At 64.9% G+C, this 12,057-nt stretch carries 15 protein-coding genes; 5 read left to right on the forward strand and 10 right to left on the reverse strand.

Annotated elements, in window-relative coordinates; all coding sequences use genetic code 11:
• Positions 1–17 precede the first annotated feature (17 nt).
• A complete protein-coding gene (locus Q1J79_RS20995) occupies positions 18–1,406 on the reverse strand; it encodes an ethanolamine ammonia-lyase subunit EutB (protein ID WP_300304796.1) in 1,389 nt (462 codons plus the stop codon).
• 116 nt (positions 1,407–1,522) lie between these two features.
• Here Q1J79_RS20995 and Q1J79_RS21000 point away from each other — a divergent pair, with 116 nt between their 5' ends.
• The gene (locus Q1J79_RS21000; protein ID WP_300304752.1) at positions 1,523–2,272 is read left to right on the forward strand and encodes an SDR family NAD(P)-dependent oxidoreductase; all 750 of its coding nucleotides are present in this window, start codon (positions 1,523–1,525) and stop codon (positions 2,270–2,272) included.
• Between the two features lie 3 nt (positions 2,273–2,275).
• Here Q1J79_RS21000 and Q1J79_RS21005 read toward each other — a convergent pair whose 3' ends face one another.
• From Q1J79_RS21005 to Q1J79_RS21035, 7 genes are all read right to left on the reverse strand, one after another.
• Positions 2,276–2,950, reverse strand: coding sequence for an SOS response-associated peptidase (locus Q1J79_RS21005; RefSeq protein ID WP_300304755.1), 675 nt, complete (start codon positions 2,948–2,950; stop codon positions 2,276–2,278).
• Positions 2,951–2,996: 46 nt separating this feature from the next.
• On the reverse strand, positions 2,997–3,464 hold the full coding sequence (locus Q1J79_RS21010; protein WP_300304758.1) for a nuclear transport factor 2 family protein: 468 nt from the start codon (positions 3,462–3,464) through the stop codon (positions 2,997–2,999).
• Between the two features lie 50 nt (positions 3,465–3,514).
• Positions 3,515–4,351: an extracellular solute-binding protein gene (locus Q1J79_RS21015; RefSeq protein WP_300304761.1), complete on the reverse strand. Its 837-nt coding sequence runs from the start codon at positions 4,349–4,351 to the stop codon at positions 3,515–3,517.
• Between the two features lie 20 nt (positions 4,352–4,371).
• Positions 4,372–5,106 (reverse strand): ATP-binding cassette domain-containing protein, encoded by a 735-nt coding sequence (locus tag Q1J79_RS21020; protein WP_300304764.1) that lies wholly within the window; start codon positions 5,104–5,106, stop codon positions 4,372–4,374.
• A 10-nt stretch (positions 5,107–5,116) separates the two neighbouring features.
• Positions 5,117–5,824, reverse strand: a complete 708-nt coding sequence (locus tag Q1J79_RS21025; RefSeq protein WP_300304767.1) for an ABC transporter permease — start codon at positions 5,822–5,824, stop codon at positions 5,117–5,119.
• Between the two features lie 93 nt (positions 5,825–5,917).
• The gene (locus Q1J79_RS21030; RefSeq protein ID WP_300304770.1) at positions 5,918–6,661 is read right to left on the reverse strand and encodes a cytochrome c biogenesis CcdA family protein; all 744 of its coding nucleotides are present in this window, start codon (positions 6,659–6,661) and stop codon (positions 5,918–5,920) included.
• Positions 6,662–6,703: 42 nt separating this feature from the next.
• A complete protein-coding gene (locus Q1J79_RS21035) occupies positions 6,704–7,804 on the reverse strand; it encodes a YeeE/YedE family protein (protein ID WP_300304773.1) in 1,101 nt (366 codons plus the stop codon).
• A gap of 151 nt (positions 7,805–7,955) precedes the next feature.
• Between Q1J79_RS21035 and Q1J79_RS21040 the strand changes: the two genes are divergently transcribed.
• The 4 genes from Q1J79_RS21040 to Q1J79_RS21055 all read left to right on the forward strand — a co-directional run bounded on the left by Q1J79_RS21040 (position 7,956) and on the right by Q1J79_RS21055 (position 10,115).
• Positions 7,956–8,180: a sulfurtransferase TusA family protein gene (locus Q1J79_RS21040; protein WP_300304776.1), complete on the forward strand. Its 225-nt coding sequence runs from the start codon at positions 7,956–7,958 to the stop codon at positions 8,178–8,180.
• An 86-nt stretch (positions 8,181–8,266) separates the two neighbouring features.
• Positions 8,267–8,476, forward strand: coding sequence for a hypothetical protein (locus Q1J79_RS21045; RefSeq protein ID WP_300304779.1), 210 nt, complete (start codon positions 8,267–8,269; stop codon positions 8,474–8,476).
• Positions 8,473–9,081 carry a hypothetical protein gene (locus Q1J79_RS21050; protein WP_300304782.1) on the forward strand — a complete coding sequence of 203 codons (609 nt, stop codon included), beginning with the start codon at positions 8,473–8,475 and terminating at the stop codon, positions 9,079–9,081. The genes Q1J79_RS21045 and Q1J79_RS21050 overlap by 4 nt, the downstream gene beginning before the upstream one ends.
• 149 nt (positions 9,082–9,230) lie before the next feature.
• Positions 9,231–10,115: a hypothetical protein gene (locus Q1J79_RS21055; RefSeq protein WP_300304785.1), complete on the forward strand. Its 885-nt coding sequence runs from the start codon at positions 9,231–9,233 to the stop codon at positions 10,113–10,115.
• 15 nt (positions 10,116–10,130) lie between these two features.
• On the opposite strand, the gene Q1J79_RS21060 is transcribed toward Q1J79_RS21055, so the two are convergent.
• Both Q1J79_RS21060 and gltX read right to left on the reverse strand, forming a co-directional pair.
• On the reverse strand, positions 10,131–10,679 hold the full coding sequence (locus tag Q1J79_RS21060; RefSeq protein WP_300304788.1) for an alpha/beta hydrolase: 549 nt from the start codon (positions 10,677–10,679) through the stop codon (positions 10,131–10,133).
• A gap of 4 nt (positions 10,680–10,683) precedes the next feature.
• Positions 10,684–12,057: glutamate--tRNA ligase (gene gltX / locus Q1J79_RS21065; RefSeq protein ID WP_300304793.1), on the reverse strand; the 1,374-nt coding region annotated here is incomplete at its 5' end.

Genomic DNA, 12,057 nt, shown 5'->3' on the forward strand with positions numbered 1-12,057 from the left:
ATCCCTGGTCACGTCGTTCATGATGTCGTCAATCCACTCAGCCGGCGCAAGACGGCCTGATCCGGCGGCGGCAGGCGGCCGGTCGTGTCCAGCATGCCCATGCGGCCGAGCCATGCCTCGAATTCCGGCGCGGGTTGCAGTTTCAGCAGGTGGCGCAGACCAAGCACGTCGTGGAAGGACAGGCTCTGGTAGTTCAGCATCACATCATCGGCGCCCGGCACGGCGATCAGGAAATTGACCCCCGCCGTGCCCAGCAGGGTCATCAGGCTGTCCATGTCGTCCTGGTCGGCTTCGGCGTGGTTGGTGTAGCAGACGTCGACGCCCATCGGCAGGCCAAGCAGCTTGCCGCAGCAATGATCTTCCAGGCCGGCGCGGATGATCTGCTTGGCATCGAACAGGTATTCCGGGCCGATGAACCCGACCACGGTATTGACCAGCAGCGGCCTGAATGCACGCGCCACCGCATAGGCGCGCACTTCCAGGGTCTGCTGGTCCACGCCGTGATGGGCATCGGCCGACAATGCGCTGCCCTGGCCGGTTTCGAAATACATCACGTTGTCGCCCACGCTGCCGCGCTTCAGCGCCAGTGCCGCCTCGCGCGCCTCGCGCAGGACGGCGAGATCGACGCCGAAGCCTTTGTTGGCGGCCTCGGTGCCGGCAATCGACTGGAACACCAGATCAACCGGTGCGTTGCGTTCGATCATCTGCAGGGTGGCCGTCACATGGGCCAGCACGCAGCTCTGCGTCGGGATGTCGAAGCGCTGGCGGATCGCCTCCAGCAACTCCAGCAGCCGGATGCCATCGGACACGCTGTCGCTGGCCGGATTGATGCCAATCACCGCGTCGCCGATGCCGAACAGCAGGCCATCCAGCAAAGCGGCGGCAATGCCCTCGGGGTCGTCGGTCGGGTGATTGGGCTGCAGCCGGCTGGCCAGCCGGCCCGGTTGACCCAGCGTGTTGCGAAAGGCGGTGACCACACGACATTTCGCCGCCACGGCGATCAGGTCCTGGTTGCGCATCAGCTTGGAGACGGCGGCCACCATCTCGGGCGTCAGGCCCGGCGCCAGTGCCGTAAGCGTTGCCGTATCGGCCTGATACGAGAGCAGCCAGTCGCGGAATTCGCCCACGGTGAGCGTGGCGACCGGCGCGAAGGCGGCCGCATCGTGGCTGTCAATGATCAGCCGTGTCACCTCGTCCTGCTCATAGGGCACCACGGCCTCGTCGAGGAAGCGGCGCAGCGGCAGGTCGGCCAGCGCCAGTTTCGCCGCCACGCGGCGCTCGTCGCTCTCGGCTGCGATCCCGGCCAACTGGTCGCCCGAGCGCAAAGGCGAGGCGCAGGCCAGCAATGTCTTCAGATCGGCGAAGACATGGCGGGTTCCGTTCAGGCTGGCGGCATAGGGCGACATGGCGATCCTGAAATGGCAGCAAGAAGCATACCAGAGTCCGACAAGGTTGTACGGCGGCAGTTGCATGACGGAATGGTTTCCATGAAGCTGTCGCCGGCAGAAAAATGGAGGCCGGCATGGAACTCGGGTTGGAGGGCAAGCGCGTTGTGGTGGCGGGCGGCAGCCGTGGCATTGGCCGGTCGATTGCGCTCGCCTTTGCCGGTGAAGGCGCCGACGTGTCGATCTGCGCCCGCTCCGAAGGCGCGCTGCGCGAAACCGAGGCAGAGCTGAAGCGCTGCGGCGGCCGGGTGCATGCCGCCACCTGCGACCTGGGCGACGGCGCCGCCGTGCGCGGTTATGTCGAGGCTGCCGCCGCGGCCTTGGGCGGCATCGATATCCTGGTCAACAACGCTTCGGGCTTTGGCCGCACCGATGACGAGGCCGGCTGGGCCGCCTCGATCAATGTCGACCTGATGGGCAGCGTGCGTGCCAGCCACGCCGCCATCCCGCACATGGATAAGGCCGGTGGCGGCTGCATCCTGCATATCTCGTCGATCTCGGGTCTGGGCGCCAATGTGCGCACGCCGCCCTATGGCGCGGTGAAGGCCGCTCTAATCCAGTATACCCTGACCCAGGCCGCCGCGCTGGCGAAACAGAATATCCGCGTGAACTGCATCGCGCCGGGCTCGATCGAGTTCCCCGGCGGCGTCTGGGATCAGGCTAAAACCGGCAATCCAAAACTCTACAACGCCATTCTTGGGGGCATTCCGTTCGGCCGCATGGGGCGACCGGAGGAGGTCGCCAATCTGGCGCTGTTCCTGTGCTCCAATGCTGCAAGCTGGGTCACTGGCCAGACGGTGGCCGCGGACGGCGGGCAGAACCTGTAAGCGTCAGGCGACCTTCAGGGCCGGGTTGAGCGGCGCGAAGCATTCCGGCCCGTCTGTCTTCACGCCATTGACGACCGGCGTGACGCGGTAACGCGCCATCAGGTCTGCCGGGTAGGGCTGCAGCAGGCGCTGCAGGATCGTAGGCGGCGTGGCGGGATCAAGCCAGAGCGAAAACTGCTCACGGGCCAGGATCACCGGCATGCGCTCATGCAGCGGGCTGAGATAGTCGTTGGCGGCCGTGGTGAGGATGGTGAAGCAGTCCTCGCCGCCATACATCGGCTCGCTCTGCCACAGGCCGGCAAAGGCGAACAGGCCGCCGCCTTTCAGACCGATGCGCCATGGTTGTTTCGCTTTCTGCCCTTCGATGGCCTGCCATTCATAGAAACTGTCTGCGGGCACAAGGCAACGGCGTTTGGCGAAGGCTTCGGCAAATGTGGGTTTGCTCGCGGCCGTTTCGCTGCGGGCATTGATCAGCGGCGCATTGTTTGGTCCGGCGAAACCCCAGCGCAGCAGGGCCAGTTCACCCTTTCCGGGGGCCGGACTGCGCAGCACAAAGCTTTTCTGCGTCGGGGCGATGTTCCAGCGCGGCGCCAGATTGGGGCGCTGCATCAGCTCATAGGCCTCGAAGAACGAGGCCAGGTCGTCGAGCGATTTGGTCAGGCTGTAGCGGCCGCACATGCAGCCTGCATAGCCGATTGCGCCCGAGTCGGGCCAGCGCCAGCCTTCAGCCCAGATGCGGCTTGGCCTCCGGCCGGGCCTTCAGCGCGGCGCCTTCGCGGGCGAGGATTTTTGCCACGCGTTCAGGCGGGAAGCCGAGGTCGAGCAGGGCGGGGCCGGCATTGGCCACTTCGCGGTATTCGGCGATTTGGCCATCGCGCAGGGTGTAGATGCCCACGCCCTCGAACATCACGCGCCGGCCCTGCGCCTCGGGCAGCAGCGATTTGTAGGAAAAGGTATAGCGGGCATACAGCGTCTTGCCGTCGCTGACCGGATCATGCAGGTGCCAGCGGAAGTCTTCCGCCGTGCGGTAGAACCAGTCATTCACCAGTTCGGCGATCCTGGCCCGGCCATGGAAGGCGCCATAGAAGACGTCGTGATAGACGGCATCCTCGGTGAACAGACGAGCGAAGGCGGCGCCGTCGCGCTTCTGCACGGCGTCGCTGAAAGCATGCAGCAGGGCTGCGGTATCCATCGTTTCCTCCTGTTTCCCAAATGGTAAGAGGAAACGACGGGTCCGTAAACTCAGCTATTCTGGCCGGGCTTGTAGTTCGGGAAGAACAACTGCTCGCCGCCGATCTTGTAGGCCGCGATGGCATCCTGGCCTTCCTTCGAGGTCAGCCAGTCGATGAAGGCCTTGCCCTCGGTTACTTTCACATGGGCATGTTTGGCCGGGTTCACCAGCATCACGCCATACTGGTTGAACAGCTTCACGTCGCCCTCGACGGCGATCACCAGGTCGCCACGGTTCTTGAAGCTCAGCCATGTGCCGCGGTCGGTGAAGGCGTAAGCGTTCATCGCGCTGGCGGTGTTCAGCGTCGGGCCCATGCCCGAACCGGTTTCGCGATACCAGCCTTCTCCGGCAGTCTTCACGTCGATGCCGGATTCCTTCCAGATGCGCAATTCGGCGGCGTGGGTGCCCGAGCTGTCGCCGCGCGAGGCGAATGGCGCCTTGGCGGCGGCGATCTTCTTGTAGGAGTCCAGCACGTTGCGGCTGCCCATCACCTTGGCCGGATCGCTTTTCGGGCCGACGATGACGAAGTCATTGTACATCACCGGCTTGCGGTCCACACCGAAGCCGGCTTCGACGAATTTCTGCTCGGCGACCGGATCGTGCACGAACACCACGTCGGCATCGCCTTTCTCGCCGGTCTTCAGCGCCTGGCCAGTGCCCTGCGCCACGACGCGCACCGCGATGCCGGTCTTCTTGGTGAACAGCGGCAGGATATGGCCGAACAGGCCGGACTGCTCGGTCGAGGTGGTGCTGGCCACCACGATGAACTTGTCCTGGGCCAGGGCAAGGCTGCTGCTGAAGGTGAGGGCAATGCCGGCCATAAGGCCAAGGAAATGCCTGCGCTGCATGGATGCCTCCGGTGTTGGAATTACCAGACGAGATCGCCGTTGAGGAAAGCCTGTGCCGCCGCGCTGCGCGGTCCGGCGAAGAAATCTCCGGCCGGCGTACGTTCGGTGATGCGGCCGTGATGCAGGAAGATCACATCGCCGGCCAGCCGTCGGGCCTGGCCCAGATCGTGGGTGGTCATCACGATCTTGGTGCCGCTGGCGGCGATGTCGGTGATGATGCTTTCCACCTGTCGCGTTGCATTCGGATCCAGCGCCGCGGCCGGCTCGTCCAGGAACAGGATCTGCGGCCCCAGTGCCCAGGCACGCGCCAGGGCCAGGCGCTGCTGTTCGCCGCCCGACAGCACGCGGGCGGGGCGCTGCGCCAGCGCCGTGAGGCCGACACGCTCCAGCGCCTCCATGGCGCGGGCAAACCGTATGCCGGCATTCAGGCCGCGCAGTTTCAGCGGGAACAGCATGTTGGCGAGCACCGAGCGGCGCAGCAGCACCGGCTTCTGGAACACCATGGCCTGGCCGAAGCGGAGGGCTTCCGGATTCTGCGCCGCCAGACCATGCCAGATCACGCGGCCGGCGGTGGGCGAGATCAGGCCATGGCAAAGCCGCAGCAGCAGGCTCTTGCCGGCGCCGTTCGGCCCCAGCACCAGGGTCGGCGGGCCGGGATGGAATTCCAGATCGATGCCATGGATCAGCGCCTGGCCGTTGATGCCGTATTGCACGGTCTCGAGTACCAGCGGCAGCAGGGAGGCGGGCGCATGCATGGCCGTCACCTCAGGCCCCCTGGGCACGCCGTGCGGCGTTGCCCAGCGTGGTGGCTGCAGCGTTGATGGTGATCGCAATCGTCAGCAGCACGATGCCGAGCGCCATGGCCAGCGCGAGGTCGCCACGGCTGGTTTCCAGCGAGATTGCGGTCGTCATGGTGCGCGTCACGCCAGCGATGTTGCCGCCGACGATGATGATGGCGCCGACTTCGGCGATGGCGCGGCCGAAGCCGGCCAGCACGGCGGTGCTCAGGCTGAAGCGGCCATCCCACAGCAGGGTGGCGATGGCGCCGAGCCGCGTCAGGCCAAGCGAACGGAGTTGCTCTTCGTATTCGCTCCACAGATCGGCCACCACCTGGCGGGATAAAGCGGCGACGATGGGCGTGATCAGCACCACCTGCGCCACCACCATGCCGGCGGCGGTGAACAGCCAGCCGAAGGTACCGAGCGGACCGGAGCGCGACAGGATCAGATAGACGACCAGGCCGACCACCACGGGCGGCAGGCCCATGGAAGCATTCAGCACCACGATGCAGGCATGGCGGCCGGGGAAACGCGCCAGGGCGAGAAAGGCGCCCAGCGGCAGGCCAATGATGCTGCCGATCACCACCGCCGACAGGCTGACGCGCAGCGACAGGCCGATGATGCGCATCAGTTCCGCATCGAACTGCCAGATCAGGTTGAGCGCGAGATGAAAGGCATCGGTGATCGTGTTCACGTCACCGACTTAGCGCATGCCGTCGATCCGGCAAAGGGCTAAGTGCTTATGTTCACAGGCAGTTTTCGCAACAAAAAAACTTGTTGCGAAAACTCAGCCGAACTTCGCCAGCCAGGGGAAGACTTCCAGCATGTAGTAGCTGAGCTGGCCAAGGCTGTTGGTGAAAATGAGTATCCCGGTAATCACCAGCAGGGCGCCGGCCACGATCTCGACCTTGTGCAGGTGGCGGCGGAATTTCTGCATGAAGCGCATGAAGGGCTTCACGGCCAGCGCCGCCAGCAGGAAAGGAATGCCCAGCCCGAGCGCATAGGTAGCCAGCAGCGACACGCCATAGCCCAACTGGTCGCGGCTGGCCGCCACGGTCAGGATGGTGGCGAGGATCGGGCCGACGCAGGGCGTCCAGCCGAAGGCGAAGGCCAGACCGATCACATAGGCGCCGACGATGTTGGTCGGCCGTTCCGTTGTGTTGATGCGGGCCTCGCGGTAGAGCAGCGGGATTTTCAGCAGGCCCATGTAATGCAGGCCGAACAGCACGATCAGTGCGCCGGCGACCTTGCCGATGATGTCGATATTCTCGACGATCAGCCGGTTCAGCGCCGAGGCCGTGGCGCCCATGATGATGAAGACGGTGGAAAAGCCGATCACGAAGGCCAACGCCGAGACGAAGACGCGGCGGGTGAGCTCCGGATCGACGCCGTCCTCATTCACCAGGCGGTCCAGCGTGGTGCCGGCGACGAAACACAGATAGGCCGGCACCAGCGGCAATACGCAGGGGCTGAGGAAACTCAGCAGTCCCGCCCCGGCGGCGCCGGCATAGGAAACGTCAAGACCACCCATGATCGGTTTTTTCACTCCCGGCGTTGGGCCCGCCGGGATGGCTCAGCCGCGGGCGAACAGCGCGCGGACCGCCCCCGGCAGGCTGCCTTCCTCAAGATAGCGGACCCCCAGGATGCCGCCAATCACGATGCCGCCAAGTGCGACAAAGCTGCCCAACGCCAGGGTGCCGATGCCGGTCAGGCCCTGACCGACGGTGCAGCCCAAAGCCGTGACGCCGCCAATGCCCATCAGCGTGCCGCCCACCAGATGGGACAGCACATCCTGCGCATTGGCGAAGCTTTCAATGCGGAAGCTGCGATCCGCCTTGGCCATCAGGAAGGCGCCGAAAATCACGCCGCCCACGGTGCTGATACCGAAATCCAGCGTCGCGCCGGTGAAGGTCATCAGGTATTGCAGCGCATTGCCGATCGGCGCGACGAAGGTCATCGAGACCAGCGGCGCCGGCTCGAACTCGTCGGCGCCGAGAATGCCCGTGGCGGCCCAGCCGCCGACGATGGTCAGGCCGATCACGATGGCGGCAACGGCCAGCGTCGGCTGGCGGCGGAAGCGGGCATCCTTGAATACCCAGGCCAGCAGGGCAGCCGGAATGGCGAGAGCCAGGATCCAGCGCAGCAGGCTGGCATCGGCGCCAAAGGCGGCGAACAGATCGGGCAGGGTCTGGCTGGGAAAACCGCGGCTTTTCAGGTCGATCACCGACCAGCCTTCCAGCCACAGCCGTGCCGGACCGAGTAGGCCACGCAGGGTGGCATAGCCGGCGATGCCGACCATCAGCACCACCAGCAGGGATTTCAGGTTGCCCGCGCCAAGCCGTACCAGCGTGCGGCTGCCGCAGCCGCCGGCCAGCACCATGCCGAAGCCGAACAGCAGGCCGCCGATGGCCGCGCCCAGCCAGCCGAGATTGGTGGTGGCATAGATTGAGGTGTTGAGGTCGATCAGTCCGAACAGGTGCAGCAACTGGCTGCCCAGCATGGCGGTGGCGATGGCAAGCGCCCAGGCGCGCGCCCGGTTGCCATCGCCCATCAGCACCATGTCGCTGATCGCGCCCATGGTGCAGAAGTTGCTGCGCTGCACGGCGGCACCGAATGCCAGACCCAGCACGAGGCCGGCGAGATTGACGAGATAGGGCAGGGGCAGGGCACTCATGACAGGCTCGGCGATACGGTTGCGGGATGCGGTTGCGGCAATTATGACGGGATGGTTGAGGATTATAGTATTTACATCTCGGAAGTGAAGTATTATATTAATCAACAAAATTACCCGTTAAATTATCTGCCAGCCGACGGAATCCGCCCCCATGAGTCAGATGCTTGATGTCAAAGGCCTGAATTGCCCGCTGCCGGTGCTGCGCGCCAAGAAGGCGATGAAGACGGTGGCGAAAGGCGATGTGCTGACGGTGGAAGCCACTGATCCGAACACCATGCGCGACATGGCTGCCCTGTGCGAGGCATCGGGGTTCACCCTGCTGTCGTCAGAAGAGCAGAACGGCGTGTTCGTGTTCCGCATCCAGCAGGCGGCCTGACCATCCCGGCCTGTTCCGTGTTGCGAGAGTTGGCGCTGCACGGCGAATGCGCTAGCCTGCAACTCTAGCGATTCAGGGTGCTTACGATGGCAAAGTTCACGGCCGACGATATTGTTCCGGGCCAGCGTTTCGAGCAGCGGCAGGGATTTATCTGGCGCGTTGCCCGCCTGATCCAGTTTCCTGGCGAAGACGCCAAGCATGTGCAGCTGATCAACGAGCGCGATGCCAGCAGCACCAAGACGGTCTCCGTCAGCGCCCTGCTGGACCGCAACCTGTTCAAGCTGGTCGAGAAATGATGCTGCAGACGGCGCCACTCACCATCGGGCGCCGCTTTGCGGCAGTCTGTGCCCTGCTGGTCCTGGTTGCCTGTGCCGCCGATCAGCCGTCGCCTCCGCCAGTGGTGGAGGCTCCGCCGCCGGTGATCGAGGTTGCGCCGCCACCGCCACCGCCACCGCCTCCACCGTCGCCGCCCAATGTTTTCGCCGGCCATGTCGCCAGCTACAAAACCCTGGCCGAAGCCGAAGCGGCCTGGCCACGGCTGTCCGAGCGTTTCCCGGTGCTGAAGGATGCGCCCAAACGCTATGTCGAGGTCGATCTCGGTGGTGACCGCGGCAAGGTGGTGCGCCTGCTGCTCGGCGCGTTTCCCGACCGCGCAGCAACCATGACCTACTGCCGCAGCCTGCGCGGTGCCGGCGCCTATTGCGCGCCGCATGACCTGCCGGTGCCTGAGCCTGTTGCGGCGGCGATGCCGCAGCCACAACCCCAGCCCCAGCCCCAGCCGCAACCACCTGCGGCACCCGCAGCTGCAACGCCCGCAGCTGCAACACCCGCGGCCGCTCCCCCGCCAGCAGCGCCGGTGCCTGCCCGCGGCCTGCCTGCCTCGGTGCTGAAACAGGGTTAATCGTTCGTAAACCTACAGCAGTACCTGTATTGCTGTGTTAACGGTTTTCTGGCACAAAAAGAGCGTTGCGAAGGCATCGCAGGGCGAATCGCGATTGTGATGCGAGGCGTCAGGTGGCCCCGGCGTGACTGGATGAACAGGATGCTGCGGTGAATCAGGCGATCAAACCGGTTGTTCAGGAAACCCTGAAACTGGTCGGCGTGGTGGAAAGCCAAAGCCGCGAACTGCTCGCCTTTTGTCAGGACCCGGCCAATCTTTCCGGCATCTATTCCGACTACAAACGCTTTGTCGAGAAGATCGAGCATTTCTATGTCTTCGTCGATCTGGTCGATGGCCGCATCCCGGAATTCGACGAAACCAAGCAGAAGCCGCTGCGCAAGCACCTGTCCAAGATCCGCTGGAAAGTCACCATCCTCGAACTCGACACCACGCGCATCTACCTGATCAATATCCGCAGTTCAGGCCGGCGCCTGCCGCTGGGCTCGCGCGAGTTCCTGTCGCGCCGGCTCGATCGCCTGAGCGAGATCGCTCAGTATTACGACCGCTTTGGCGAAGAGCATGATCTGACGCCGATCAGCCAGGAAATGATCGAGGCAGTGCGCAAGCTGCTGGAACAGAGCATCGAAGAGGCGCCGCGGCTGGATGAATTCCAGCCATCGCCGCCGCCGCCGAAGCTCTCTGCCACACCGAGCATGGCCGCTCCGCCCCTGATGGCGCCGGAAGCGATCTCGGTCCAGCGTCCGCTCTTCAGCACCGGCATGCCCAGCCTGCCGGCCAAGCTGAACGTAAAGGAGCAGTGGGGCCGCTTCTATGTCGAGAAAGGCTCAATCGTCGCGGTGTCGCAGGCCTGCAAGTCGGCGGCGATTTCGCTCGATCAGCTGGCGCAGCGCATCGGCGTCAGCCGCGTCGCGCTGACTTTGATGCTCAGCGGCCAGGATCCGATGCCGCGTCCGGCAATGGAAAAGCTGCAGCAGTTCATGACCGATCAGGCCCGCATGTCGCAGCAGGCCGAGGCCCGTCGCCGCGGCCTCTGATCCGGCCGCTGCGGATCATTCCGCGACGAACAAGTCTTCCAGCAAGGCATAGCCGAACGACCAGTCGCCCAGGCCGGATGTCGAATTGACATGGCCGCAGGCGCCGGCATCGACAAAGCGCGCGCCCCAGCATCTGGCGAAATGGCGGGCACGGCCAAAATCGACGAAGGGATCATTGCTGCTGGCCGCAACGATGGCGGGGCAGGCGAAGCGCGTCAGCGGCATCGGCCGGAAACCATGGGTCTCGGGCGGCGTGTGGCTGTCGGAATCGACATCGGCCGGTGCCACCAGAAGCGCGCCATGCAGATTGCCGCCATGGCGCGTCACCCAGTGGGCGGTCAGGGCGCAGGCGAGGCTGTGCGCCACCACCACCGGCGGCGCGGGACAGGCGGTGATGGCGGCATCCAGCCGCGCCAGCCAGTCATTCAGATCGGGGCGATCCCAGTCTGCCTGTTCGACGCGGATGAAATCAGGATTCGCCTGCTGCCAGTGGCTCTGCCAGTGTTCCGGCCCGGAATTGCCCAGGCCGGGCACGATCAGCACCGGAGGCCGCAGCGGGCGCATGGCGTCAGCCCGCCGCGTCTTTCAGGCGGGCCAGCGTTTCCTCGCGGCCCAGCACGGCCAGCACGTCGAAGATCGGCGGCGACACCGTGCGGCCGGTGAGGGCGGCACGCAGCGGCTGCGCCAGCTGGCCCAGCTTGACCTGCTGTATTTCACTTAAACTGCGGATTGCGGCTTCGGCATTGGCAGCCGTCCAGTCGGACACATCATTCAAAGTCTCGATCATCGTCTTCAGCCGCGCCTTCGCGGCATCATCGAGATGTTTCTGCGCCGCGGCATCCGGCTGGATCGGCCGCTGGGCGAACAGGAACAGCAACGCCTCGGCCAGTTCGTTCAGGTCCTTGGCGCGTTCTTTCACCGCCGGCAGGATCGCCTTGATCTGCGCCTGCTCGGCCTGGTTTGGCGCCCGGCCGGCATGCTTCTCGATGAAGGGCAGGGCGGCCTGCAGCAGCGCCTCATCTGCCGTGTGGCGGATGTAATGGCCGTTCAGGTTGTTCAGCTTGGCAAAGTCGAAGCGTGCCGCCGAGCGGCCGACATGGTCGAGGCCGAACCATTCGAGCGCCTGCTCGGTGGAGATGATTTCCTCGTCGCCATGGCTCCAGCCCAGCCGCAGCAGGTAATTGCGCATCGCGGCCGGCAGGTAGCCCATATCCGCGTAAGCTTCGGTGCCCAGCGCGCCATGGCGCTTGGAAAGCTTGGCGCCGTCCGGGCCATGGATCAGCGGGATATGCGCGAAATCCGGCACCGCAAAACCGGCGGCGATGTAAAGCTGGGTCTGGCGCGCCGCGTTGGTCAGATGGTCGTCGCCGCGGATCACATGGGTCACGCCCATGTCGTGATCGTCGACCACCACCGAAAGGTTATAGGTCGGCGTGCCGTCGGAGCGCAGGATGATCAGGTCGTCGAGCTGCTCGTTCTGGAAAGTCACGTCACCCTGCACGTGATCCCTGATCACGGTCGCGCCGGTCTGCGGCGCCTTGAAACGCACGACAGGCTTCACGCCCACCGGGGCATCATTCGGGTCGCGGTCGCGCCAGCGGCCGTCGTAGCGCATCGGCCGGCCTTCCGCCTTCGCCTTGTTGCGCATCTCTTCCAGTTCTTCCGGCGAGCAATAGCAATGATAGGCCTTGCCCTCGGCCAGCAGCTTATGCGCCACCTCGGCATGGCGCTTCATGCGGGCGAACTGCATTACCGGTTCGCCGTCCCAGTCCAGCCCCAGCCATTTCAGACCCTGGAATATCTTGTCCACGGCATCCTGGGTCGAACGTTCGCGGTCGGTATCCTCGATGCGCAGCAGGAAGGTGCCGCCGTGACGGCGGGCGAACAGCCAGTTGAACAGCGCCGTGCGGGCACCGCCGATATGCAGGTAGCCGGTGGGCGA

Source organism: Ferrovibrio sp., from assembly GCF_029255545.1.
Classification (GTDB): domain Bacteria; phylum Pseudomonadota; class Alphaproteobacteria; order Ferrovibrionales; family Ferrovibrionaceae; genus Ferrovibrio.

What these genes read in the sequence shown, in the direction of transcription:
- Q1J79_RS21060 (WP_300304788.1), bottom strand. Translation starts at nt 10,679, where the DNA reads ATGCGCCCGCTGCGGCCTCCGGTGCTGATCGTGCCCGGCCTGGGCAAT.
- Q1J79_RS21040 (WP_300304776.1), top strand. Translation starts at nt 7,956, where the DNA reads ATGAGTCAGATGCTTGATGTCAAAGGCCTGAATTGCCCGCTGCCGGTG.
- Q1J79_RS21010 (WP_300304758.1), bottom strand. Translation starts at nt 3,464, where the DNA reads ATGGATACCGCAGCCCTGCTGCATGCTTTCAGCGACGCCGTGCAGAAG.
- Q1J79_RS21000 (WP_300304752.1), top strand. Translation starts at nt 1,523, where the DNA reads ATGGAACTCGGGTTGGAGGGCAAGCGCGTTGTGGTGGCGGGCGGCAGC.
- Q1J79_RS21035 (WP_300304773.1), bottom strand. Translation starts at nt 7,804, where the DNA reads ATGAGTGCCCTGCCCCTGCCCTATCTCGTCAATCTCGCCGGCCTCGTG.
- Q1J79_RS20995 (WP_300304796.1), bottom strand. Translation starts at nt 1,406, where the DNA reads ATGTCGCCCTATGCCGCCAGCCTGAACGGAACCCGCCATGTCTTCGCC.
- Q1J79_RS21015 (WP_300304761.1), bottom strand. Translation starts at nt 4,351, where the DNA reads ATGCAGCGCAGGCATTTCCTTGGCCTTATGGCCGGCATTGCCCTCACC.
- Q1J79_RS21020 (WP_300304764.1), bottom strand. Translation starts at nt 5,106, where the DNA reads ATGCATGCGCCCGCCTCCCTGCTGCCGCTGGTACTCGAGACCGTGCAA.
- Q1J79_RS21050 (WP_300304782.1), top strand. Translation starts at nt 8,473, where the DNA reads ATGATGCTGCAGACGGCGCCACTCACCATCGGGCGCCGCTTTGCGGCA.
- Q1J79_RS21030 (WP_300304770.1), bottom strand. Translation starts at nt 6,661, where the DNA reads ATGGGTGGTCTTGACGTTTCCTATGCCGGCGCCGCCGGGGCGGGACTG.
- Q1J79_RS21045 (WP_300304779.1), top strand. Translation starts at nt 8,267, where the DNA reads ATGGCAAAGTTCACGGCCGACGATATTGTTCCGGGCCAGCGTTTCGAG.
- Q1J79_RS21005 (WP_300304755.1), bottom strand. Translation starts at nt 2,950, where the DNA reads ATGTGCGGCCGCTACAGCCTGACCAAATCGCTCGACGACCTGGCCTCG.